The organism is Aeromonas aquatilis (assembly GCF_054052405.1).
The window spans coordinates 71688-93842 of record NZ_JBSTYP010000013.1; the positions used below are offsets into that span (position 1 = coordinate 71688).

Sequence of the window (22155 nt, forward strand, 5' to 3'; positions counted from 1 at the left end):
TCAGAGTCGAACTGGCTGGTAATGATGGGGGAGTGCCGGGAGACCGGCATGACCTCATGGGTCAAGTACGAAGAAGGTGCTGTGGGAATAGTGGAAATACGGTGAATTTCAGGCAAAAAAAAATGGCGCATAACTGCGCCATTTTTTTCGCATGGATTACTTCTTGTAAGAAGTAGCCATGTTGTCGATGCGCTGGTTAGCACGCATAGCTTCTTGCTTGGCTTCGGCAACATCAGCAGCGATTTTGGACTGATCAGCACGAACTGCGCTAACATCTTGAGCCAGTTGGTCAACTTTGTTAGACAGATTCTGAACGGAAGTTTCCAGTTCGCTAGTGTTTGCGCAACCACCCAGCAGAGCGGACAGACCAACAACACCTACCAACAACAATTTTTTCATTTTTAAAGCTCCCTTGAACTCGCCAGACGTTTAGCAAGCGGCGTGATTATGGCACAAAAAAATCCTACTTTGCATAGTCCCCACCACAGATAAATGCATTAAAACCCTCATTTTTTTTTGAATGAACAGTTTTTGTCCAGATTCGTCTAAAAAATGAGTGCCGTGTGGTGGGGGCACGGACAAAGGTTAACCAAATTTTTGCCTTATTACAATTTCGTATGAGGCTCAGGCTGTACGTTCTGACAACAATTGACGATATTGCACCAGATCCTCGATGGTCAGCACCGGCATCTGGTGCTTGCGACCGAACGCAACCAGGTCTGGCAGACGCGCCATCGAGCCATCTTCTTTGGTCAATTCACACAACACACCAAACGGTTTGAGGCCAGCCAGCTGCATCAGATCGACCGTCGCTTCGGTATGACCACGACGGGTAAGCACCCCACCGGTTCGCGCCCGCAGCGGGAAAACATGACCCGGGCGATGCAGATCACCTGGTTTGGCGCCGTCTGCGATGGCTGCACGGATGGTGGTGATGCGATCCGCCGCCGAGACACCGGTCGTGACTCCCTGCGCCGCTTCGATGGTCACAGTAAAGGCGGTCTGGTAGTGGCTGGAGTTGGCCTCCACCATCATCGGCAGTTCGAGCTGGCGAACCCGCTCATCGGGCAGGCAGAGACAGACGATGCCGGAGCACTCGCGGATCATCAGCGCCATCTGTGCATTGGTCATGGATTCGGCGGCGAAAATGAGGTCGCCCTCGTTCTCCCGATCTTCATCGTCGGCCACCAGCACGCCGCCTCCGGCACGCAAGGCAGACAGGGCCGCTTCGACACGGGCAACGGGATCACCGAATTCACTGAGTAGAGACTGATTCATGGTAAAACTCCTAAACAAGACAAGGACCAGAATCAGGGCATGGAAAGGCAGACAGAGATGGGCATGCAGCGGCCAGCCCACAAGGGCCAACTCGGCAAGGTCTGTCTTATCCTCTTTCATCCGGACTATGACCGTCGGCTCCGGCATCTCACCGGATCTGCTGACCCCGACCCGGCAATCAGCCAAGTCGGGCGCTCGCGGGCTCCCCGAGTCAATCGGGATACCGCCGGTGGGGAATTGCACCCCGCCCTGAGAATAAGCGCAGACAGCCTAAAGAAAAACGGTTGCAGATACCAGCCAAAATCCCCCGCAGGCTGAAAAGCGTTTCAACATTGCGCCCGGGATCGAGCTCTGCAGCACGAGAGGCCATGACTGGCGAATTTCTTTATGGCGCGGATCGGTTTATGGCATAGTGCCTGAAACCAAAAACAGTGCCCGAAACAAAAAAACAGGGCCCGAAAAGAGAGCCTGAACAACGCTGCCGGCGCAGACTGCAGCGCCAACACAACAAACGGAAAATGACAGAGATGGAAAAGAAAATACTGCTCACGGATTGCCCGGATGCCAAAGGGCTCATCGCCAAGATCACCAACATCTGCTACAAGCACCAGCTCAACATCATCAAGAACGATGAGTTTGTGGATCACGAGAATGGCCGCTTCTTTATGCGTACCGAGCTGGAGGGGCGCTTCAACGACGAGACTCTGCTGGCCGATCTCGATGATGCCCTGCCCACCGGCGCCCAGCGTCGTCTGGTCAAGGCGGGCAAGAAGCGCATCGTCATTCTGGTGACCAAAGAGACCCACTGCCTCGGCGATATTCTGATGAAGAACTACGCGGGCGCGCTGGATATGGATATCGTCGCGGTGATCGGCAACTACGACACCCTGGCCGAGCTCACCGGCAAGTTCGATATCCCGTTCCACACCGTCAGCCACGACGAACTGAGCCGTACCGAGCATGAGGAGCAGGTTCGCGCCATCATCGACAGCTATGAGCCTGACTATGTGATCCTGGCCAAGTACATGCGGGTGCTGACCCCGAGCTTCGTCGAGGCCTACCCGCGCAAGATCCTCAATATCCACCACTCCTTCCTGCCCGCCTTCATCGGTGCCCGCCCCTACCGGCAGGCGTTTGATCGCGGCGTCAAGCTGATCGGCGCCACCGCCCACTTCGTGACCGACGATCTGGATGAAGGCCCCATCGTCGAACAGGACGTGATCCACGTCGGTCACGCCTTCAGTGCGGACGACATGGCCAAGGCGGGTCGGGATGTGGAGAAATCGGTGCTGAGCCGCGCGCTGGAGCTGGTACTGAACGAGCGGGTGTTCGTCTACGGCAACAAGACGGTGGTCTTCAAGTAATCCGCTCACATGGCTCGTATACAAACGCCAGAAACAACAACGGCTCCCGCGGGAGCCGTTGTTGTTTCTGCACCGAGTGTCAGAGCGGCAGATCGTTTACCGTCACCGCCCCCTTCTCCAGCTTCAGCTCGGAGGTCAGCGCTTGCTTGTCGGCCTTCAGATAACCCATCAGGGTCAGCTGATCGAGCATGGGGGCCAGCTGCGGCACCGCCTTGCCCAGCTTGTCGCTGAGGCTGGCATGCAGCACGCCGCTGAGGGCCTGCATCCCCGCGTCGCTGTTGAACAGCTGCTCCAGCGAGGTGGAGGCCAGCTTCACGTCCCCCTTCATGGTCACCGCCTCACCGTTGAGCTTGGCACTGAGATCGGCCAGTTCAAGGGTCGCGCCACGTTTGAGCATCTTGTCCAGCGCCTGCTGGATGGCGGCATCTTCAACCCCCTTGCCACCGGCGGCCTGCAGCCCCTGATACCCTTCCAGATCCAGACCGTTGAGGTTGAGCGCCAACTTGCTGTCGGTCACCGCCAGGGTGTCGGTCTCGTTCTCCAGATCCAGCTTGGCAATTTTCATCTGATAGCTGCTGGAGAGGGTCTGGGCATCATCACCGGTTAGCTGAGTCTCGGTCGTCATCCCCTGCAGGGCGACCTTGACGCTGTCAGGCAGTTGTACCGTGAGGGCCGAGAGGGTCATCTCGCTCTGGGGCGAGAGGAGCACACCGCTGATCTCGGCAATGTCGGCACTCCCTTTCAGATCGGCCAGCACCAAGTCCATCTTGCTCTGTTCTTCATGGACCGTCATCCCCTGCCAGGTCATGGTGAGGTGGCCATTCCCCTCCAGATTGCCGTGGAACTCGCCGCTCAGGGGCAGGAAGCTGAACTCGTCCAGCCCCTGTTTGATCTTGAATTCCTTGGCCCAGAAACGGCTGCTGTTACCCTGGGTCCAGAGACTGGTGACCGACTCCAGACCGAGTTCCCACTGCTCCATGCCCAGTGCGGTGAAAACCGGCGCCAGAGTGCCATTATGGGTATCGAGCAGGAAGTGGCTCTTGATGTAGAGCGGCAGGATCTGGCTCTTGACCACCAGTTGCAACTCGATGGGCTGACTGCCCTCCAGCTCGCTGTCGATGGCAGCCAGCTCCTCCGGAGTCACCACAACCTTCAGGATCCCGTCACGGGTGAAGAGGTTGCTGCTGCCCGGCTGCCACTGCATGTCGAGCCCACTCTCTTTCTCCACCTTGGCGATCTGCTCTGCCATGATGTTGTCGAAGCTGTTGCCCGTGTACCAGCACGCAGCCAGACCACCACCTACCAGTGCCGCACCCACGGCGAGGGCCACTATCTTTTTCATATATCCATGTGTCTCCAGGGAGTTGTCACTGCACTCTACGGGGCGGACTCGGGGCGAGGCAAGTCCAATCAGATGGCGAGTCCACTTTCTTGCGGCTCGCCACAACATCACAGCAAGGGGCTGAAGAGATAGAAGATGTTCTCCATCGCCTTCTTGTACCAGGGGCGGGCCTGCCATTGGGCCAGGGTCATCGGGGTGGCTTCCGCCATATAGCCCTGCACCAGCCGGGTCATCTGGGCCACGAACGAGGGGTTATCCACCAGCAGGGTAACCTCGAAGTTGAGCCAGAGGCTGCGCCGATCCAGATTGACCGTCCCCACCAGCGCGAAGTCATCATCCACCAGCACGCTCTTGGTATGGAGCAGACCGGCATCGTAGCGGTAGATCTCCACCCCGGCCGCCAGCAGCTCCTCCATAAAGGCGTTGCAGGCGTAATTGGCCATGATGGAGTCGTTACGTGCCGGCAACACCAGCTGCACCTGCACCCCGCGCGCCGCTGCCGAACTGAGTGCGGCCGCCAGCGGATCGTCGGGCACAAAGTAAGGGGTCGTCAGCACCAGATGACTGCGTGCCTGATAGATGGCCAGCAGCAGACTCTGCTGGATGCAGTCGCCGCCGACAAAGGGGCCGGACGGGATCAGCTGGGCGCGGTAGTTGGTCTGGGGCCAGGCCTCCGGCTCATGCTGCAGACTGTCGAGCAGCCGCTCGCCGGTCTCCATCTCCCAGTCCCAGACGAAGATCGACCACATCAGCGGCACCATGGGCCCCTGCACCCGGATCATGATGTCGACCCACTGGCCGACACCGGCATCCTGCTTGAAGAAACGGGGATCCACCATGTTCATGGATCCGGTGTAACCCACCCTGTCATCGATCACCACCAGCTTGCGGTGCATCCGCAGATCCTGACGCTGGAACAGAATGCGCCAGGCGCCGACCGGCAGCACCTCCACCAGCTTGACCCCCGCCTTGCGCAGCTTTTTCGGCCAGTGGGAGCGGAAGAACTGTTTACTGCCCACCGAATCGAGCAGCAAGCGACAATCCACGCCGCGTTGCGCCACTTCAATCAGCGCCTCGCACACTTCGTCGGCATCGCCGCCCGGATGCCAGATATAGAACTCCAGATAGCAGGAGAGCGTCGAGCGACGGATATCCTGGGCAATCTCGCGCAAGATCCAGTCCGGCTTGTTGAGCAAGGTCATGCGGTTGCCGGAGAGCATCGGCATGGCGAGCCGTCCCTGGATCAGATCGTGCAACGGCTGTGCCTTGGCGCCCACTTCGCAGCAGTGCTGCGGGAACAGACGGGCCAGTTGGCGGATCCAGATGGCATAAGGGCGATACATGGCCTGGGCGCGCTCGGCACGACGGCGCCCCAGCTTTATTTCACCAAACAGCACATAGAAGCCCACCCCGGCAAACGGAATGGCATAGATCAGCGCCAGCCAGGCCAGCGACACCCCGATGGGACGGCGTTTCATCACCACCCGAAACGACACACCGGTGACAATCACGGTATGAAAAAGCAGTAGCAGCCAACCCAGAAAACGGGAAAACAGCAGTTGAAGATCGTGTTCCAGACCGTTAAACAACGGGGACTCCTTCTCATCGACAAACAGTGCGGTGGGCAGACCCCAACCGGCCGGGATGGTATGCTGTAGGGCACATCCATTCTATCAGGTCGCACGCATGATCCTGCAATCTATGCTGCTCAGCCTAGCCATGCTAGGCCAAGGCTCATATGACATCAATGAGCAACAGATAAACCAGTACCTGCAATCTCAGGTGCAAGTCGACAAACAGCTGGAGCTGCCGGGCATCATCAAGGCCCATGTGCAGCTGGAGCAGAGCGATGTCCAGATCGGTCGCCAACGCCCCGATACCGCCCGGGTCTATGGCAAGGGCAAGCTCAAAATCGCCCTGCCAGACAATACCGAATATGACGCCCGCCTGCAGATGACCTATGAGGCGAGACCCCGCTATGACAAGAGCCAGAGCGCGCTGTTTCTCGATAACATGAAGCTGGTGGAGTACAAGCTGGAGCCGGAGGCGGCCGAGAAGAAGTTCGGGCTGATGCTTAACATGCTGCTGCAGAGCATGGAGAAGCGGCTCGAGACCAAACCGGTCTACAAACTCAATGACAAGGATCCGGATCAGGCCTGGCTGAAGGAAAATCTGCTGGGACTGGAGCTGTCACCGGGCAAGATCCACCTGCTGACCAAACCCCGTTAAACCGCTCAATTCAGGAGGGGCTGGGTGGTATCCCGTACCAGCAGCTCCACCTGATAACCCAGCTGCTGCTGCCGCTCGTAGAGGGAGAAAAGCGACCCGCTCAATTGATTGAGGGGCATATCGGCAAACCCGGCCTTGAGATAGAAAGGCTTCTCGAAGGGCAGCGCCTGACAGACCACTGGTTTGTCCAACAGACCGTGACAGGCGTGCTGCAACAGCCGAGACCCCAATCCCAGCGACTGGTAGTGAGGCAACAAGCAAAAGCCGCACAGATGGTAAAACTCCTCCTCGTCCCGCAACCGTACCGCCCCCACCAGCCAGTGAGCATCACGCACGACAAAGATCCGCTCGGCCAGATCCGGCACATAGTGGGAAAACGTCGTCTCGTAATAGTCCCTGATAAGGGAGAGGTCGGCGTCGCAGTACTCTTCGAAAGTGAGTTCCATCGCCAGCTTGCTTGTCACAGACAAATCCTTTGATAATCAGTTATTAGTGCCAGATACGGTGCGCTAATCCGACCACATGACGCCAGCACGATAGCATGCCTTTCGTCAACAAAAAAGCGGACGTCGTGGGCAGCTTGCTTACCCGGTGGAAGAGGCCATTACCCACCGCCTGACGGCCAAAACCGTGCTTTATGATGACAATCCTTTATTGCGGCGGATACTTTGATCCCGGTCACCGAATCGGATCATTTGCCCCCTGTTGGCCGCTTGTTCTGCCCTCGTCATGATGCTTTACTCAACATGGTCATCACAAGAAGGAGTATTAGGGTTGAAAGCATGGATGCTGGCAGGCCATATGTTGTTGATCCCCCTGAGCGGATGGAGCCAGACTCCCCCCCCCGCGGAGGTGATCTTCCTGACCGCAGCTCCCTCCCCCTTGCGTCCGAGCAAAGATGCCACTCCCGCCTCACAACCCGACACCGCTCAAACAGCGGCAGTCGCCACCAACAGCAAGAAGCAGATCCAGGTCTATAAATCGGTGCAACAAAACGGGGTGGTTCGCTACTCCGACATGGCGCCCGAACAGGGCCATTACGAGCTGCTGCTGTTCAACGACTGCTTCGCCTGCGACCCCAAATCCAGCGTCAACTGGCAGACCACAGGGCTGTTTCTCTATGACTATGCCAGCACTATCAAGGCTGCCGCCAAAACCTATCAGGTTGAACCTGCGCTGATCCGGGCGCTGATCCATGCGGAATCCGCTTTCAATCCGCTTGCGGTCTCCCGCAAGGGGGCGATGGGGCTGACCCAGCTGATGCCCGCCACAGCGCGGGAGCTGGGGGTCGGCAATGCCTTGCTGGCTGAGCAGAATATCTTCGGCGGGGTGAAATACCTGGCGGGACTGCTCAAGCAGTATGACGGCAACGTGGCGCTGGCGACCGCGGCCTACAACGCCGGCGCGGGCGCCGTACAAAAACATGGCGGTATCCCGCCCTATGCGGAAACCCGTGCCTATGTGGAGCGTGTCCAGCTCCTCCACCTGCGCTACAAAGAGATGCTGCAGGCCAAAGGGCTCTGACGCTCGGCGCAGTGAATGCCCCCTCCAGCAATAAAAAACATGCCCCATGAAAAATGGGGGCATACAACGTCATTCGACACTGTTTAGCCCGGCGGCTCATCGGTTGAGCGATAAAAAACCGAGGCGTGGTCAGTCTCCTGCCGGGGCAAAACGGCTGACAACCTGCCCCTGATGCTCAATCCACTCCATGAACATGGCGACGGGACGGGCATAAACCTGACCATCCTGTTCGGATTGATAAACTACCAACTGCTCCTGGGTTTCGGTATGCAGAGCCAAGGCAAGCACTTGATAGTAACCCCCCTTGAAGTGACGATAGCGGCCTGGAACGGGTGCTTGCATGGGAAAACCTCGTAGAAGTGAACACCGATGAGCGAACCATATAAAGATGACACCATGGGTGCCATTCAACTCATCAAAAAGGGGGACGAAGACGATTTTTTACACAAGCCAATCGTGCCACAGGATCCGGATATTGCAACACAGTCAGGCCGCTTTGTTAATTCGTTCCCCATGTTTCACTAGTTAACCTTGGTTAGCACCAAAGATCGTGCTGAATTTAACGTTCTAGCAACCCTGTTTTAGGGCTAAAAATCAGGGAATTCTTCTAAAAAGAGGATTGTTCTAGCATTCAATTCTGTGAAGAATAGGGGAAAAGAAATTTGATACTAAAAATCGCCTTTTTCGCCAACGCGTCCCTGTGGGGAAGGAATCACTGTCACCATGTTCACAATCGACAAGTCGCACAAGCTCGACGATGTCTGCTATGACATCCGCGGCCCGGTGCATAAAGAGGCTCGCCGTCTCGAAGACGAAGGCCACCGCATTCTCAAGCTCAACATCGGCAACCCGGCCCCGTTCGGCTTTGATGCGCCGGAAGAGATCATCAAGGATGTCATCCTCAACATGCCGCTGAGCCAGGGCTACTGCGACTCCAAGGGACTGTTCTCTGCCCGTAAAGCGGTGATGCAGTACTACCAGCAAAAAGGGATGCGCAAGGTCGATATCGATGACATCTACATCGGCAATGGCGCCAGCGAGCTGATCGTGATGGCCATGCAGGCGTTGCTCAACAATGGCGACGAGATGCTGGTACCCTCCCCCGACTACCCGCTCTGGACCGCTGCCGTCACCCTCTCCGGTGGCCATGCGGTGCACTATCGCTGCGATGAAGGGGCTGACTGGTATCCCGATCTCGACGACATCCGCGCCCGCATTACCCCGCGCACCCGCGGCCTGGTGCTGATCAACCCCAACAACCCGACCGGCGCCGTCTACGGCAGCGAGTTCCTGCTGGAAGTGATCGAGATCGCCCGCCAGCACAACCTCATCATCTTCGCCGACGAGATCTACGACAAGATCCTCTACGACGACATCTCCCACACCAGCGTCTGCACCCTGTGTGACGATGTGATGGTGGTGACCTTCAACGGCCTCTCCAAGGCATACCGCGCCTGCGGCTTCCGTCAGGGCTGGATGGTCATCACCGGCCCCAAAGGCCGTGCCCGCGGTTACATTGAAGGGCTGGAGATGCTGGCCTCCATGCGGCTGTGCGCCAACGTGCCGATGCAGCACGCCATCCAGACTGCACTTGGCGGCTACCAGAGCATCAACGAGCTGATCCTGCCGGGCGGTCGCCTGCGCAAGCAGCGGGACAAGGCATGGGAGCTCTTGAACGAGATCCCCGGTGTCTCCTGCGTCAAACCCAAGGGGGCGCTCTACATGTTCCCCCGCCTTGACCCCAAGGTGTATGACATTCGCGACGATCAGAAGATGGTGTTCGACCTGCTGCAGCAGGAGAAGCTGCTGCTGGTGCAAGGCACCGGTTTCAACTGGCCGGCGCCGGATCACTTCCGGCTGGTGTTCCTGCCCCGCGAAGAGGAGCTGGAGGATGCCATCGGCCGCCTCGCCCGCTTCCTCAAGGGCTACAAGCAGTAAGCAAGGCTCATGAAAAAGGCTCCCGCGGGAGCCTTTTTGTTATCTGTCGTTTTCTATCCGCACCATCAGCCGTGCAGCAGGGCGCCAGCCACCAGTACCATCATGGTGATGAGAGCCACCCCGATGATGAAGGGCAGCACCCAGCGCACAAAGCGATCGTAGGGGATCTTGGCGAGCGCCAGCCCCGCCACCAGATGGGCGGCGGTGGGGGCAAACAGGTTGATCCAGCCGGAAGCGGACTGATAGGCGGTGATCACCAGATCCCGGGAGATGCCGGAGAAGTCAGCCAGCGGCCCCACCAGCGGCATGGAGACAGTCGCCAGCCCCGAGGTAGACGGGATAAAGAAGCTCAGGATGATGTGCACCAGATAGGCCATCAGGATGAAGACCGACGAGGAGAGCCCGCTCACCAGCCCCTCGGCCCAGTGCAAGATGGTGTCGATGATGACGCCATGCTCCATCACCACATAGATGCCACGCGCCACCGCCACCACCAGCGCCACCCCGATGAGATCCCGAGCGCCGCTCAGGAAAGTCGCCACATAGTTGGACTCCGGCATCCGGTTGATCAGCGCGATCAGGATGGAGGCGCTAAAGAACAGGGTGGATAGCTCGTCAAACCACCAGCCAAAGGTGGGCAACACATCAATCCCCAAATCCGACCAGGGCACCACCGCATAGATCATCCGCAGGAAGGTGCCAAAGAATACCAGCATGGTGAGCTTCTGCTTGCCGGTGAAGGCGAGGTTGCCGCTCTTCATCAGGGAGAACTCGTCGTCATAGACGATGTCGGCCAGCACGGAGCGGGACTTGTCCTGCTGCACCTGTTTGGCGTAGCGCATCACAAACCAGGAGGCGAAGATCACCAGCAGCAGCCACTGGATGACCCGCAGGCCAATCCCCTCACCGATGGGAATGCCGGCAAAACCGGAGGCGATGCCGGTGGCAAACGGGTTGACGGTGGAGGCGAGCACCCCGACCCCGGAGCCAAGCAGGATAATCCCCGCCGCCACCATGCGATCGAAGCCCGCCGCCATCATCACCGGCACGATCAGTGCCCAGAAGGCTACCGTCTCCTCCGCCATGCCGAAGGTGGAGCCGCCCAGGGCAAACAGGGCGATCAACACAGGAATTAGCAGCCGCTCGCGCCCGGCAAAGCCGCGCACAATGGCGCCCACCCCGGCATCCAGTGCCCCGCTCTGCATGGTCACCGCGAGAAAGCCACCGATGATGAGCACGAACAGCGCCACGTCGGCCGCCTTGTGAAAGCCCTGGATAGGCGCCTTGAGCACATCGAATACCCCCTGCGGTTGGGAGGGGAGCTCGGTGTAGCTGCCCGGCACCGGCAATAGCCGCTCGTCGCCGCTGTAGTCGGCCACGGCCGCCGCCGCAATCGGCTGCTGGGTCTTGGCCGTCACGTAGTTGTATTTGCCCGCCGGCAGTACCCAGGTGAGGGCCGCCATCAGGGCGATGATGATGAAAAGCAGGGTATAGACTGTGGGGAGTTGGCGTTTTTTGGGCGCTTCATTTGGCGTGGTCATAGCTTCCGTTCCTCGGCAATGCCGTCTGTGATCCGATCAGCGCAAGACTAGCGGGTTTGATATGGGGAAAGGTGAGCGCGGATAATAAAATTTCGCAACCTGGCGGGATTTTTGCCAAAAAACAGGGCCCCGCGGGGCCCTGTTTTCACTTGAGTCAGACTCAGAGTTCGACCACGTCGAATTTCACGTCCGGATTCACATCCGCATCGTAATCGACATCGTCCAGACCGAAACCGAACAGGCGCAGGAACTCCTGCTTGTAGCCAGTGTAATCGGTCAATTCGGAAAGATTCTCGCTGGTGATGGATGGCCACAGGTCACGGCAGGTCTGCTGTACATCTTCACGCAGTTCCCAGTCATCCATGCGGATGCGAGCCTGCTCGTCCAGCGCCATGTCGGACGCGTAGAGACGGGTACGCATCATGCGATCCACCTGCTCCATGCACCCCTCGTGAATGCCCTTCTCCTTCATGATCTTGAAAGCCATGGAGATATAGAGCGGCATCACCGGAATAGCGCTGGAAGCCTGGGTCACCACGGATTTCAGCACGGCCACGTGAGCGGTGCCGCCCTTGGCAGCCAGATCGCCACGGATGGCGGTGGCGGCGCGATCCAGGTCTTCCTTGGCGCGGCCCAGAGTGCCATGCCAGTAGATTGGCCAGGTGAGATCGGTACCGATGTAGGAGTAGGCCACGGACTTGGCGCCGTCAGCCAGCACGCCTGCATCACGCAGGGCCGCCATCCACAGCTCCCAATCCTGACCGCCCATGACGGTGATGGTGTTCTGGATCTCTTCCTCGTTAGCCGGCTCGACGGTGGCGGTGATGATCTGGTCCTTGTTGGTGTCGATGGCGGTGGTGGTGTAGACCTCACCGATCGGTTTGAGGGCAGAGCGCACCACTTCGCCGGTTTCCGGCATCTTGCGCACCGGAGAGGCCAGGGAGTAGACCACCAGATCAATCTGACCCAGATCCTGCTTGATGAGCTCGATCACCTTGGCGCGGCACTCGTTGGAGAAGGCATCGCCGTTGACGCTCTTGGCGTAGAGGCCTGCCTCTTTGGCAGCCTTGTCGAAGGCGGCGGAGTTGTACCAGCCGGCGGTACCGGTCTTGGACTCGGTGCCCGCTTTTTCAAAGAAGACGCCGAGGGTGGCGGCGCCAGAGCCAAAGGCGGCAGCAATGCGGGAGGCCAGACCATAACCGGTGGAAGCGCCGATCACCAGTACCTTCTTGGGACCATTCTCGATGGTACCCTTGGCTTTGGTGTAAGCAATCTGGCGACGAACATTGGCTTCACAGCCAACCGGGTGAGTGGTGGTGCAGATAAAGCCGCGAACCTTGGGTTTGATAATCATATGGGTCTCGGATCCGTTTAATGGATGAAATCGGGGCATAAGATACCTCATCTTGCCGCGATAAGGTGCTCTGATGTGTTGAACGGCAGCAAAAATCCACAAGCCCACGACAGAACTGAAAGAGAAGCAGCCTCCTCGCTTACGCCAGATGTGCTCCATGGTAGCAATACGACAGCCTCACCTGACTTTGGTTGCCCCATAGCGCATTCGGGCCTGTGCCAGAAGCAGCTTGCCCGCTCAATGGCTGGCATATACTTGGACAACATCGTGGCGCTGGATGATTGGCCCGACAGGGCGGAGGTAACATGACCAGATGTTGGCAAAGATGCTTGTTGTGGGCGGCTGTGGCACTGTTTGCAGCCAGTGAGGTATCAGCCAAACCGACTGTCGGCATGGTACTGAAATCGGTCCGCAACGAGTTTTTCATCGAGATGGCGAAAGGGGCTGAGACCTATGCTGCGGCCCACCCTGACACACTGACACTACAGCTAGAAGGCATCCAGCAGGAGGTGGATGTCACAGGTCAGGAGGCGATCATCCGCAAAATGATCGGCCAAAAAGTGGATGCCCTGGTGGTGGTACCGACCGATTCGGTCGCCATGCTGCCCGTTCTGATGGAGGCGATCCGTGCCGGCATTCTGGTTATCAACATGGACAACAAGCTCGATGACAGGGCGCTGGTGCTGGAAGGCGTCAATGTCCCCTTCGTCGGCCCCAGCAACTTTTCCGGTGCGCGCAGTGTCGGCGAATATGTCGCCAAAAAACTCCCCGCGGGTAGTAAAGTCGGGCTGATCGAGGGCCCACCCGGTGCCATCAACAGCCGGGCTCGCAGTGACGGATTCCGGGCCGCCCTGCGCGCAGCAGACATGGTTGTCGCCGGCGTGCGCAGCGGCTATTGGGACACAGCTCAGGGCAAGAACGCCACTATCGATCTCCTCAAGGCAACCCCGGACGTCAAGGCGCTGCTCTGCGGTAACGACAATATGGCTATCGGTGCGGCTCAAGCTCTGACCGAGCTGGGTCTAAAGGGCAAGGTGCTGATCGGTGGCTATGACAATATTCCGGGGATCCACCCCTATCTCAGCGATGGCTCTGTGGTGGCAACCGCTGACCAGTATCCGGGCAAGCAGGCACAATATGCGCTCGACCTCGCCCTGAAAGCGCTGGCGCAGAAAATAACGCAAGCCGATCTGCCCGGCATAGTGCAAACCCCTGTGGAGCTGGTCACACATCCTTAGGAGGCTAGATGAAGGGGTGGTGGGTATTGCTGCTATTGTGGTGCCAACTTGCATCGGCCGGGCCAGTGCTAAACATCTATGCCGATGCCTACCCCCCTTTCATTCAGGTTACCGGAGAACAGCTGAGCGGCCCTTATGTCGATGTCTTTGCCCGCTTGGCCAAGCAGCAAGGGATAGAGATTAATTTGCAAGCCAAGCCCATGCGGCACCTGCTCAAGATAGTGGCCACCGAGCCAAACAGCTGCGGACTCGGTGTCCACTTCTCGGCCGAAAATGCCGAAACCCTGCGCTATGTAGCACGCATTGCCCCGATCACCCTGGCCGTTTATGCACGGCAAGGCACAGTGAAACCGCTGAGCAATATCGAGGCGTTACGCAACTATCGGATTGGTGCCATCGATGTGGCCGAGCTGAGAGAGATCCTCGACAATGCAGCGATCCGATACGAACTGCTACCCAAGGCTGGCCTGGGCATCGCCATGCTGCAGGCGGGACGCTTCGACCTGCTGATTAGCGACGAGCTTCCCGAGCTGATCACCTCCCCCAGACATAAAAACAGGCTCCAGCGAGTGATGATCCTTGCCCGGGTCGAACGGTGGCTGGTCTGCAACCCACAACTCTCCTCAGGTACCCTGAAAGATCTGCGCGCATCCCTTACTCTGGGGGTTTTCGGAGATCAGATGGCCGATATCTGGCAACAATATGGCCTGAACTCGGTGTATCAAGGAGTCAGACGAGAGTGGAGCCGGATCCCCTGATCGCGACCACATCCAGCCCCATGCCCCGCAAGCTCACCGCCGCCCGCGACTGTCAGCAGTCAATACGGGTGATATGGCCATCCTGCAGCTTATAGAAGGCATCTTGCGGCAACTCCTGTGACCAGGTCGCCTCATAGTCGAGATCGGCATAGACGCCACGCAGCATGGCGCCGAGCAGACCGTGGGAGATGACGATGGCCCGCTCGGCGAGCGTGGGATCCTGCAACCACTGGTGTGCCCGGCGCTGAATGCTCTCGAAGCTCTCGGCCCCCGGTGCCTGCAGATACCAGTCCCCCTTGCCGGTATCGAGTTCGGGGTGGGCAAGCCGCAGCGCCGGGATCTGGCTGCTCTCCCATTCCCCCATCCCTAACTCCATCAAGCGATCGTCCCAGACGATGCGATCCGCCGCCAGCCCCAGCTGCTCGCACACCAGCAGCGCGGTTTGGCGAGCACGGCCGAGCGGGCTGGCATAGACGGTCCAGCGGGCGGGATCCGCCAGTTCGCCAGCAAGGCGCCGCCCCATGGCAATAGCTTGCGCTTCTCCCTTCTCGGTCAGATCGGAGTTGCAACGCCCCTGCAGACGCTGCTCGGCATTGAAACTGGTCTGGCCGTGGCGCAGCAGATAGATGAGTCGGGACATGGTTTCTCCAGCACGTTCAGATAGATAGAAAAATGAAGGGGGACGATGATAGCAGATGAGCCCGAAGGATGGCCCACACAGAGAGGCTAAAACGGGCGTAAAACACGGGTCAAGGCTGACCCGTTTGCTGCCAATTTGGCCAGAGTGTGTCGGCTCAGCCCTTCTTGATCTCCCGCAGATAACGGTAGATGGAGTGGACCGAGATCCCGAGCTGGCGCGCCGCAATCTGGGCACTGTCTTTTAACTCGAAGATCCCCATATCGTGCAGCTGGTTGACGATGACCCGTGTCTTCTGGGACGGAGGCACCGCCTCGTTGCCGCGCACCTCGGCACTGACGGTGTCGATGGTGCTGTTGAGCGCTTCGTCGATGTTACGGGCGAACACCTCCGGGGTGGCATGGCTCTCGTGGGGGTGCATGCACTCCGGCATCATGGTGCGCAGCACAGATTGCAACGGGGCATCCATGTCGCTGTTGATGCAGAGCAAGCCGATAGCCCTGTGCTCCCCGTTGCGGATCACGGTCGTGATGGAGCGCAGGGTCTTGCCGGTGGCGCACTTGGTCATGTAGGGACTGGAGATATCCTGCCCGCTCTTGAGCTTCATCATCGCCAGGTTGGTGATGGGAGCGCCGACACTGCGGCCGGTGATATGGCCGTTGGCAATCTTGACGATCGAGGGATTGCGCGCATCCAGACTGTGGAGCAGCACTTCGGTGTGCTGACCATACATGGCGGCGATCCCATCCACTATGTTCTCCATCGACTTGAGGATCTCAAAATCGCTCGGACTCAACTCTTGCAGCTTCACAATGGGACCTTCTTGCAAGGGTTGCTGCACGCGGAGGGATGGCAGTACAGCAACCGACAGGGACATCAGGCGGACATGATATCAATAATGGTGCTGTCTGTGGCAGACATGCCCTCCTTCACCATCTGGCCGACATTGCGGATGGTCTGGTCCACGTCACCTGCGACGATCCCCTGCCCCGACACCGAGTGGCTGTTGAGGGCCATCAGGAAGCCGCGCACCGCCGCACCGGAGGAGGTACTCACCTTCATGGCGCAGGAGGCTTTCGCCCCGTCACACACCATGCCGGCACTGTCGCTCAGCACGTTCTGGATGGCGAAGCAGGATTGCTCGAAGCTGCCGCCCGCCAGATAGACCATGGCCATGGAGGCGGCCGCGCTGGTCACGGTATTGCCACAGAAGGCCGACAGCGGCGGATAGTGGGACTTGATATAGATGGCGCCCAGATGGCTCATGATGAGGGCGCGAGCCAGTTGCTCTTCGCTGGCCGCAAAGCGCTCGGCAATCACCATCACCGGAATGGTGGCAGCGATGCCCTGGTTGCCGCTGCCGAAGTTGCTCATGGCTGGCAGGGTCGCGCCCCCCATGCGAGCATCGGAGGCAGCCGCCGTCATCATCACGATGCGGTTCATCACATCCTCGCCGATAAGACCAGCATCGATGTTCTGCTGCATGGTGCGCCCGATCTCGAGACCATAGGGGTTGTTCATCCCCTCGGCAGAGAGTTTGCCATTGAGCTCGGAGGCTTTGAGGATGAACTTAATCTGCTCGAACTCCACCAGGGTGGCGAACTCGTAGATGGCGGCGATGCTGATATCGACCCCATCGCAGATTGAACCGGTGGCACCGCCCTGGCTCTGATCAGCGGTGAAGGTCACCTCGCCATCGCGGCGCTGCTCGACGATGCGGGTATGACCGCCGCAGAGGGTCACTTCGGCGCTGTGCTCTTCACCCTTGTCATCAGTGCCATAAACGGTCACGCGGCAGAAGATAAACTCGGGGGCAGCGGTGCGGCTCACCTGCACCTTGCCGGCATCGATCAGTTGCTGGGCACGCTCCACCTGTTCTGGCTGGATCGCGGCCAGCACCTCCAGCCCGGCATCGGCGTTGCCACCGATGGCACCGGCCGCAGCCGCAATGGCCAGACCGATCTTGCCGGTCCCCGGCACATAAACACCCATCGAGTTTTTATAGAGGTTGTCCGACACCGCAACCTCGAGGCGACCGGGCTCACAGCCCAGTTGCCGGACGGCGACAGCCGCGGCATAGGCGGCGGCGATTGGCTCGGTACAACCCAGCGCTGGTTTGACAACCTGTTGAATAATCTGCAGATACTGCTGCCACGCTTGTTTCATCACTTGAACCTTTTTATCAGCATTAACGAGCGATATGGGCGATCGCTTCCACTTCAACCTTGACGCCCATCGGCAGATCCTTCACTGCGAAGCAGCTGCGCGCCGGACAATCTTTCTGGAAATAGGCTTTATAGACCTCGTTGAACGCGGCAAAATCGCTGATCTCGGCGAGGTAGCAGGTGGTTTTGAGCACGGTATCCAGCGAGCCGCCAGCGGCTTCCAGCACGGATTTCAGGTTTTCCAGTGACTGGCGGGTCTGGGCGGCAATCCCCCCTTCCACCACACCACCCTGCTGCTTGCAGACCGGCAACTGACCGGAAGTAAAGATAAGGTCGCCATAGGCAGTGCCGTGGCTGTAGGGACCGATAGCGTCAGGTGCCGCTGCTGCTGTGATGATGCGTTTCATATAGCCACTCCTGTTTGTGCAATTTTTTTTGCAATCATGAATCTCATTTAGTTCAACATTATTTGCTTTTTATTTTATCCATTCAACAAAAAGATACAAAAATGGCGTTTAAAGGCACCTTTCGGCCTCAATATAAACCGTGATCACCATCCTGATTTGAAAAAAAGTACTCTTATGGGCATTGTTTATGACAGTTTCATTCAACTATATTTGCGCCGTTTTCCCACATCCCTACAAAAAAGAAGGTTTTAATGGACGCGCATAGCACTACACTCGCCAGCCCCGTGATGGGCACGCTGGAATGGAAAGAAGCGGTTCGCTTCGACAGCACCGACTGGGGCTGGATCATCATGAGCATCGGCATGGCCATCGGTGCGGGGATCGTCTTCCTGCCGGTACAGGTGGGTCTGATGGGCTTGTGGGTTTTTCTGCTCTCGGCGGTGATCGGCTACCCCGCCATGTATATGTTCCAGCGCCTCTTTATCAACACCCTGGCCACTTCCCCGGAGTGCAAGGATTACCCCAGCGTCATCACCGGCTACCTTGGCAAGAACTGGGGTGTGCTGCTCGGCGCGCTCTACTTCGTGATGCTGGTGATCTGGGTGTTCGTCTACTCCACCGCCATCACCAATGACAGCGCCTCCTTCTTGCAGAGCTTCGGCGTCACCGACGGCCTGCTCTCCGAAAACCCGCTCTACGGTCTGGTGCTGATCTGCGGTCTGGTGGCACTGGCCTCCCGCGGTGAAAACCTGCTGTTCAAGATCTCCACCTTTATGGTGCTGACCAAGATCAGCGTGGTGGCCATACTCGGCCTGATGATGGTGGACAAGTGGGATGCGGCCAACATCACCGCCATGCCCGCTGCCGGTGACTGGATGAAGGATGCCATCATCATGCTCCCCTTTACCCTCACCTCCATCCTCTTTATCCAGAGCCTGAGCCCCATGGTGATCTCCTACCGCTCACGGGAGAAGTCGCTGGAAGTGGCTCGCTTCAAGGCGATGCGCGCCATGAATATCGCCTTCGGCATCCTGTTCGTGGTGGTGTTCTTCTACGCGGTCTCCTTCACCCTGGCTATGGGCCACGATCAGGCTGTGCAAGCCTCTGAAGAGAACATCTCCGCGCTGGCCATGGTGGCCCAGGGCATGCCTGGCCAGACCCTCAAGCTCCTGAGCCTGACCCTCAACATCTTCGCGGTGATGACCGCCTACTTCGGCGTTTACCTCGGTTTCCGTGAAGCCTGTCAGGGTCTGGCGATGAACCTGCTGCGCCGCGTAATGCCGGAAAATCGTATCAACAAGGGCCTGGTAGGCAAAGGGATCATGGTGTTCACCGTCATGCTCTCCTGGGGGGCCATCGTGCTCAACGCACCGGTGCTAAGCTTCACCTCCATTTGCAGCCCCATCTTCGGCATGGTGGGTTGCCTCATCCCGGCCTATCTGGTCTATCAGGTACCGGCGCTGCACAAGTACAAGGGCACTTCCCTCTACATCATCATCGTCACCGGCCTGCTGCTCTGCGTCTCACCCTTCCTGGCGTTCAACTGATCGGTTGCAAGCGGATATTCCCTTATCGACCACGGGTCACCTTCGGGTGGCCCGTTTTCATTGCTATTACCATGGCCACAGAACAAAAAGCCAAGGGGATCACAACTTCCCCCTCTCCCTGACCGAAGTGCTGCGGCGAGGAGTAATATTCAGACATAACCGCATGCACCCGTCTTTTCGGGTATCGAGGCTTAACATGAAATGGATTTTCAACCCCGCCATCCGACTGGGCAACCAGCTCTCCTTCAAATACAAGTTTCTGCTCTGGTCCTGTCTGATGCTGCTGCCGCTTGCCTACAGCATGACCAATCTGCTGGGGCGGCTACAGGATGACAACGCGCAGGCCAACCGCGAGCTGGCGGGAGTGGTCAATCTCGCCCCCGTGCCCGCCATCGAGCAGGCGCTGCTGACCCACCGCAATCTGGTGACCCGTCACGCCTATGAGGTGGATCCGGTCGGTGATGATCAGGTCAAGGCAGCCGCACAAGCCGTTGATCAGAGCCTGCAAGCCTTTGCCAACACCCGCCAGAACAATCCCTCCTTTGAGGTGATCCAGCAGGACTGGGCCGCCCTGCAGAGTGAAGCGGGCAAGCTGGAAGTGGAGCAAAGCAACTTGCGCCACGACAAGCTGCTGACCGAGGTACGCCACCTCTACAAGCACATTACCGCCAGTAGCAGCCTGATCCAGGATCCGGCGCTCGGCACCTACTACATGGTGATCCTCACCAGCGAACGGCTGCCGCAACTGCGCGACCTGCTGGCTCAGGTGCGGGATCGCGCCGCCACCATCGCCGACTTCGGCCTGTTTCAGGCGGAAGGGTACAGCGGCCTGCGCTTTCGCCTCGACCTGATCAACGCCACCCTGCAGGAGCTGGAGGCCGATCTGACTCTGCTCTACCAGATCGAGCCGGCCTACCGCACCGAGCTGGGTCAGCAGACCGATGCCCTGATGCAGCTGGTGCGTCAGGGGGTCGAGACCATGGAAAACAAGATGATGAAGGATCAGCTGGTGCAGCTCTCCACCAAGGAGGTGCAGGCACTGGGGGATAAGATGGACGAGGCCATCACCGCGCTGGCAGGCCAGGTACGCCAGCGGCTGGAGGCCGACCTGCATCAGCGGCTGGCCGCCAACCAGCGCCACTTCTGGTGGGTCACCGCGCCGCTGACCGTCAGCTTGCTGCTCTACCTCTACCTGATGATCGGCGCCTATCTCTCCCTGCGCGACACCGTGGGGCGGGTACGTGATATCGCCGCCCGGGTCAACGCCCAGGATCTCAGCCAGCATATCGAAATCGTCGGTCAGGACGAACTGGCCGCCATTAGCCGGGATTACAACGTGACCCTGGAGACCCTGCGCACCCTGATGCTGCGAGTGCGGGAAAATGGCGTCACCGTGGTGGAGAGTGCCACCGAGATCGAAGCGCGCACCTGCCGCTCGCAGGAGGTCATTGCCGATCAGCAAGGGGAGACCCATCAGGTCGCCACCGCCATCAAGGAGCTGGCCGCCACCTCACAAGACATGGCGGGCAACGCCCTGCAAGCCGCCCGCATGACCCAGGAGGCGCAGAACGTGGTCGGTCAGGGCGAGGATGTGGTGGAGCGCACCATCAAGGCAATCGACCATATCAACCGCGAGGTGCTGCGTACCGCCGACACCATAGGCCAGCTGGAACAGCAGTGCAGCCAGATTGGCGGCGTCATCAGCGTGATCCGCGGCATCGCCGAACAGACCAACCTGCTGGCCCTCAACGCTGCCATCGAAGCGGCCCGGGCCGGTGAGCAGGGTCGCGGCTTTGCGGTGGTGGCCGACGAGGTGCGGTCTCTTGCCAACCGCACCCAGGGGGCCACCGTCGAGATCCAGCAGATGATTGAACAGCTGCAATCCGGTGCCCGCGCCTCGGTCACCGCCATGTCGGCGGCCAGCCATGAAGCACAGGAGGGGGTCGGCCTGGCGCAGGAGGCAAAGCAGGCCTTTGGCGCCATTACCGAGAAGGTGGATCGGATGGTCGATACCAACGCCATCATCGCCAGCGCCATCGAGCAGCAGGGCGCCGTGGTCAACGAGATCGAACGCAACGTGGTGCGCATCTCCGATGGCAGCGACGAGGCGCTGCAAGTGGCCAACGCCGCCCGCGATGCCGCCCGCCAGATCCACCAGCTCACCGAACAGCTGCGCGCCATGGTACAGAGCTTCGTGCTGTAACAGAGCGCTGACAAGCCGGGCTCAACGTGAGCCCGGCATTATCCCGATCTCGCGCCTGCCCACAACGTCTCGGTTGAGTGGATCATCCAGAAAATCTCTGCGGCCCACTTGCCGGGCAGACACCAACAAAGTAGTCTCGAACGAAAACAAAATGCGGCATCCCCGGCACGCACTGTCTGCGATGTCGAAGCAAGCAAGCCGCCTGCGAGCCACAGATTAAACCCAGCGTCACGTCATTTATCACCCGCTTCAAGCGAGGATTTACCCATGGCCAGATACCAGTTTTTTACCATTCCGGCGTCCAATCGGCAGCAATACACCTTTATCGACATGGCATCCCCGACTTTTCTGAGTGAAAAGGCAGCACTGCTGACCCAAGGATTCGAGGTGGAGGAGGACTTTATTGACGCGACCAGTCCACGGGAGGCCGTCGAGAAGTACCAATCCAATTTTCTCTATGTGGCGGATGAGATAGGTAAGTCCGATAGCAGCTACGCCGCGGCCGTCGCCATGCTGGAGATTGGCAAGGGGTTATTGGGCAATAAAAAGGCTATGTCCCAATTACGTGTTGAAAGGCTAAGCTTGAAGTAGGCCATCACCTTGAGGTCTACCATCATGGATACCCCAGCC

21 protein-coding genes and 1 riboswitch are annotated in these 22155 nt (G+C 58.8%); of the genes, 9 read left to right on the plus strand and 12 right to left on the minus strand.

Annotated features, from left to right (window positions below):
- Positions 1-156: 156 nt before the first annotated feature.
- A complete protein-coding gene (locus ACW5W8_RS07035; RefSeq protein ID WP_005334342.1) occupies positions 157-399 on the minus strand; it encodes an Lpp/OprI family alanine-zipper lipoprotein in 243 nt (80 codons plus the stop codon).
- 225 nt (positions 400-624) lie between these two features.
- The gene (gene ribB, locus ACW5W8_RS07040) at positions 625-1278 is read right to left on the minus strand and encodes a 3,4-dihydroxy-2-butanone-4-phosphate synthase (protein ID WP_498627055.1); all 654 of its coding nucleotides are present in this window, start codon (positions 1276-1278) and stop codon (positions 625-627) included.
- Between the two features lie 104 nt (positions 1279-1382).
- Positions 1383-1539: riboswitch (FMN riboswitch) on the minus strand.
- A 266-nt stretch (positions 1540-1805) separates the two neighbouring features.
- Between ribB and purU the strand changes: the two genes are divergently transcribed.
- Positions 1806-2642, plus strand: a complete 837-nt coding sequence (gene purU, locus ACW5W8_RS07045) for a formyltetrahydrofolate deformylase (RefSeq protein ID WP_267518284.1) — start codon at positions 1806-1808, stop codon at positions 2640-2642.
- A gap of 79 nt (positions 2643-2721) precedes the next feature.
- On the opposite strand, the gene ACW5W8_RS07050 is transcribed toward purU, so the two are convergent.
- Positions 2722-3984 carry a DUF945 family protein gene (locus ACW5W8_RS07050; protein WP_498627057.1) on the minus strand — a complete coding sequence of 421 codons (1263 nt, stop codon included), beginning with the start codon at positions 3982-3984 and terminating at the stop codon, positions 2722-2724.
- A 107-nt stretch (positions 3985-4091) separates the two neighbouring features.
- A complete protein-coding gene (cls, locus tag ACW5W8_RS07055) occupies positions 4092-5573 on the minus strand; it encodes a cardiolipin synthase (RefSeq protein WP_005361740.1) in 1482 nt (493 codons plus the stop codon).
- A 97-nt stretch (positions 5574-5670) separates the two neighbouring features.
- Between cls and ACW5W8_RS07060 the strand changes: the two genes are divergently transcribed.
- Positions 5671-6213 carry a YceB family lipoprotein gene (locus ACW5W8_RS07060; RefSeq protein ID WP_040065150.1) on the plus strand — a complete coding sequence of 181 codons (543 nt, stop codon included), beginning with the start codon at positions 5671-5673 and terminating at the stop codon, positions 6211-6213.
- Positions 6214-6218: 5 nt separating this feature from the next.
- On the opposite strand, the gene ACW5W8_RS07065 is transcribed toward ACW5W8_RS07060, so the two are convergent.
- Positions 6219-6659, minus strand: a complete 441-nt coding sequence (locus tag ACW5W8_RS07065; protein ID WP_498627083.1) for a GNAT family N-acetyltransferase — start codon at positions 6657-6659, stop codon at positions 6219-6221.
- Positions 6660-6987: 328 nt separating this feature from the next.
- Here ACW5W8_RS07065 and ACW5W8_RS07070 point away from each other — a divergent pair, with 328 nt between their 5' ends.
- The gene (locus ACW5W8_RS07070; RefSeq protein WP_498627060.1) at positions 6988-7737 is read left to right on the plus strand and encodes a lytic transglycosylase domain-containing protein; all 750 of its coding nucleotides are present in this window, start codon (positions 6988-6990) and stop codon (positions 7735-7737) included.
- A gap of 129 nt (positions 7738-7866) precedes the next feature.
- Here the strand turns inward: ACW5W8_RS07070 and ACW5W8_RS07075 are convergent, their stop codons facing one another.
- Positions 7867-8079, minus strand: a complete 213-nt coding sequence (locus ACW5W8_RS07075) for a DUF1653 domain-containing protein (RefSeq protein ID WP_113739154.1) — start codon at positions 8077-8079, stop codon at positions 7867-7869.
- A gap of 381 nt (positions 8080-8460) precedes the next feature.
- Between ACW5W8_RS07075 and ACW5W8_RS07080 the strand changes: the two genes are divergently transcribed.
- Positions 8461-9675 (plus strand): pyridoxal phosphate-dependent aminotransferase, encoded by a 1215-nt coding sequence (locus ACW5W8_RS07080; RefSeq protein ID WP_005334367.1) that lies wholly within the window; start codon positions 8461-8463, stop codon positions 9673-9675.
- Positions 9676-9740: 65 nt separating this feature from the next.
- Here the strand turns inward: ACW5W8_RS07080 and ACW5W8_RS07085 are convergent, their stop codons facing one another.
- Positions 9741-11216, minus strand: a complete 1476-nt coding sequence (locus tag ACW5W8_RS07085; protein WP_498627062.1) for a YfcC family protein — start codon at positions 11214-11216, stop codon at positions 9741-9743.
- Between the two features lie 160 nt (positions 11217-11376).
- Entirely contained in the window at positions 11377-12570 is a 1194-nt protein-coding gene (gene fabV, locus ACW5W8_RS07090) for an enoyl-ACP reductase FabV (protein ID WP_498627063.1), read from the minus strand.
- Positions 12571-12914: 344 nt separating this feature from the next.
- Between fabV and ACW5W8_RS07095 the strand changes: the two genes are divergently transcribed.
- Together ACW5W8_RS07095 and ACW5W8_RS07100 are read left to right on the plus strand one after the other, a co-directional pair.
- On the plus strand, positions 12915-13808 hold the full coding sequence (locus tag ACW5W8_RS07095; RefSeq protein WP_498627065.1) for a sugar ABC transporter substrate-binding protein: 894 nt from the start codon (positions 12915-12917) through the stop codon (positions 13806-13808).
- A gap of 8 nt (positions 13809-13816) precedes the next feature.
- The gene (locus ACW5W8_RS07100; RefSeq protein ID WP_498627067.1) at positions 13817-14566 is read left to right on the plus strand and encodes a transporter substrate-binding domain-containing protein; all 750 of its coding nucleotides are present in this window, start codon (positions 13817-13819) and stop codon (positions 14564-14566) included.
- 52 nt (positions 14567-14618) lie between these two features.
- Here ACW5W8_RS07100 and ACW5W8_RS07105 read toward each other — a convergent pair whose 3' ends face one another.
- The 4 genes from ACW5W8_RS07105 to ACW5W8_RS07120 all read right to left on the minus strand — a co-directional run bounded on the left by ACW5W8_RS07105 (position 14619) and on the right by ACW5W8_RS07120 (position 17775).
- The gene (locus ACW5W8_RS07105) at positions 14619-15206 is read right to left on the minus strand and encodes a histidine phosphatase family protein (RefSeq protein ID WP_498627068.1); all 588 of its coding nucleotides are present in this window, start codon (positions 15204-15206) and stop codon (positions 14619-14621) included.
- A 154-nt stretch (positions 15207-15360) separates the two neighbouring features.
- Positions 15361-16014, minus strand: a complete 654-nt coding sequence (locus ACW5W8_RS07110) for a helix-turn-helix transcriptional regulator (protein WP_005334376.1) — start codon at positions 16012-16014, stop codon at positions 15361-15363.
- Between the two features lie 65 nt (positions 16015-16079).
- Positions 16080-17369, minus strand: a complete 1290-nt coding sequence (locus ACW5W8_RS07115) for an L-cysteine desulfidase family protein (protein ID WP_498627070.1) — start codon at positions 17367-17369, stop codon at positions 16080-16082.
- Between the two features lie 22 nt (positions 17370-17391).
- Positions 17392-17775, minus strand: a complete 384-nt coding sequence (locus tag ACW5W8_RS07120) for a Rid family detoxifying hydrolase (RefSeq protein WP_005344164.1) — start codon at positions 17773-17775, stop codon at positions 17392-17394.
- Between the two features lie 251 nt (positions 17776-18026).
- Here ACW5W8_RS07120 and ACW5W8_RS07125 point away from each other — a divergent pair, with 251 nt between their 5' ends.
- The 3 genes from ACW5W8_RS07125 (at position 18027) to ACW5W8_RS07135 (ending at position 22116) form a co-directional block, all read left to right on the plus strand.
- Positions 18027-19322 (plus strand): SLC5/6 family protein, encoded by a 1296-nt coding sequence (locus ACW5W8_RS07125; RefSeq protein WP_498627071.1) that lies wholly within the window; start codon positions 18027-18029, stop codon positions 19320-19322.
- A 196-nt stretch (positions 19323-19518) separates the two neighbouring features.
- Positions 19519-21525 (plus strand): methyl-accepting chemotaxis protein, encoded by a 2007-nt coding sequence (locus tag ACW5W8_RS07130; protein WP_498627072.1) that lies wholly within the window; start codon positions 19519-19521, stop codon positions 21523-21525.
- A 267-nt stretch (positions 21526-21792) separates the two neighbouring features.
- Complete coding sequence (locus tag ACW5W8_RS07135) at positions 21793-22116, plus strand: hypothetical protein (protein WP_498627073.1); 324 nt, start codon at positions 21793-21795, stop codon at positions 22114-22116.
- Positions 22117-22155 lie beyond the last annotated feature (39 nt).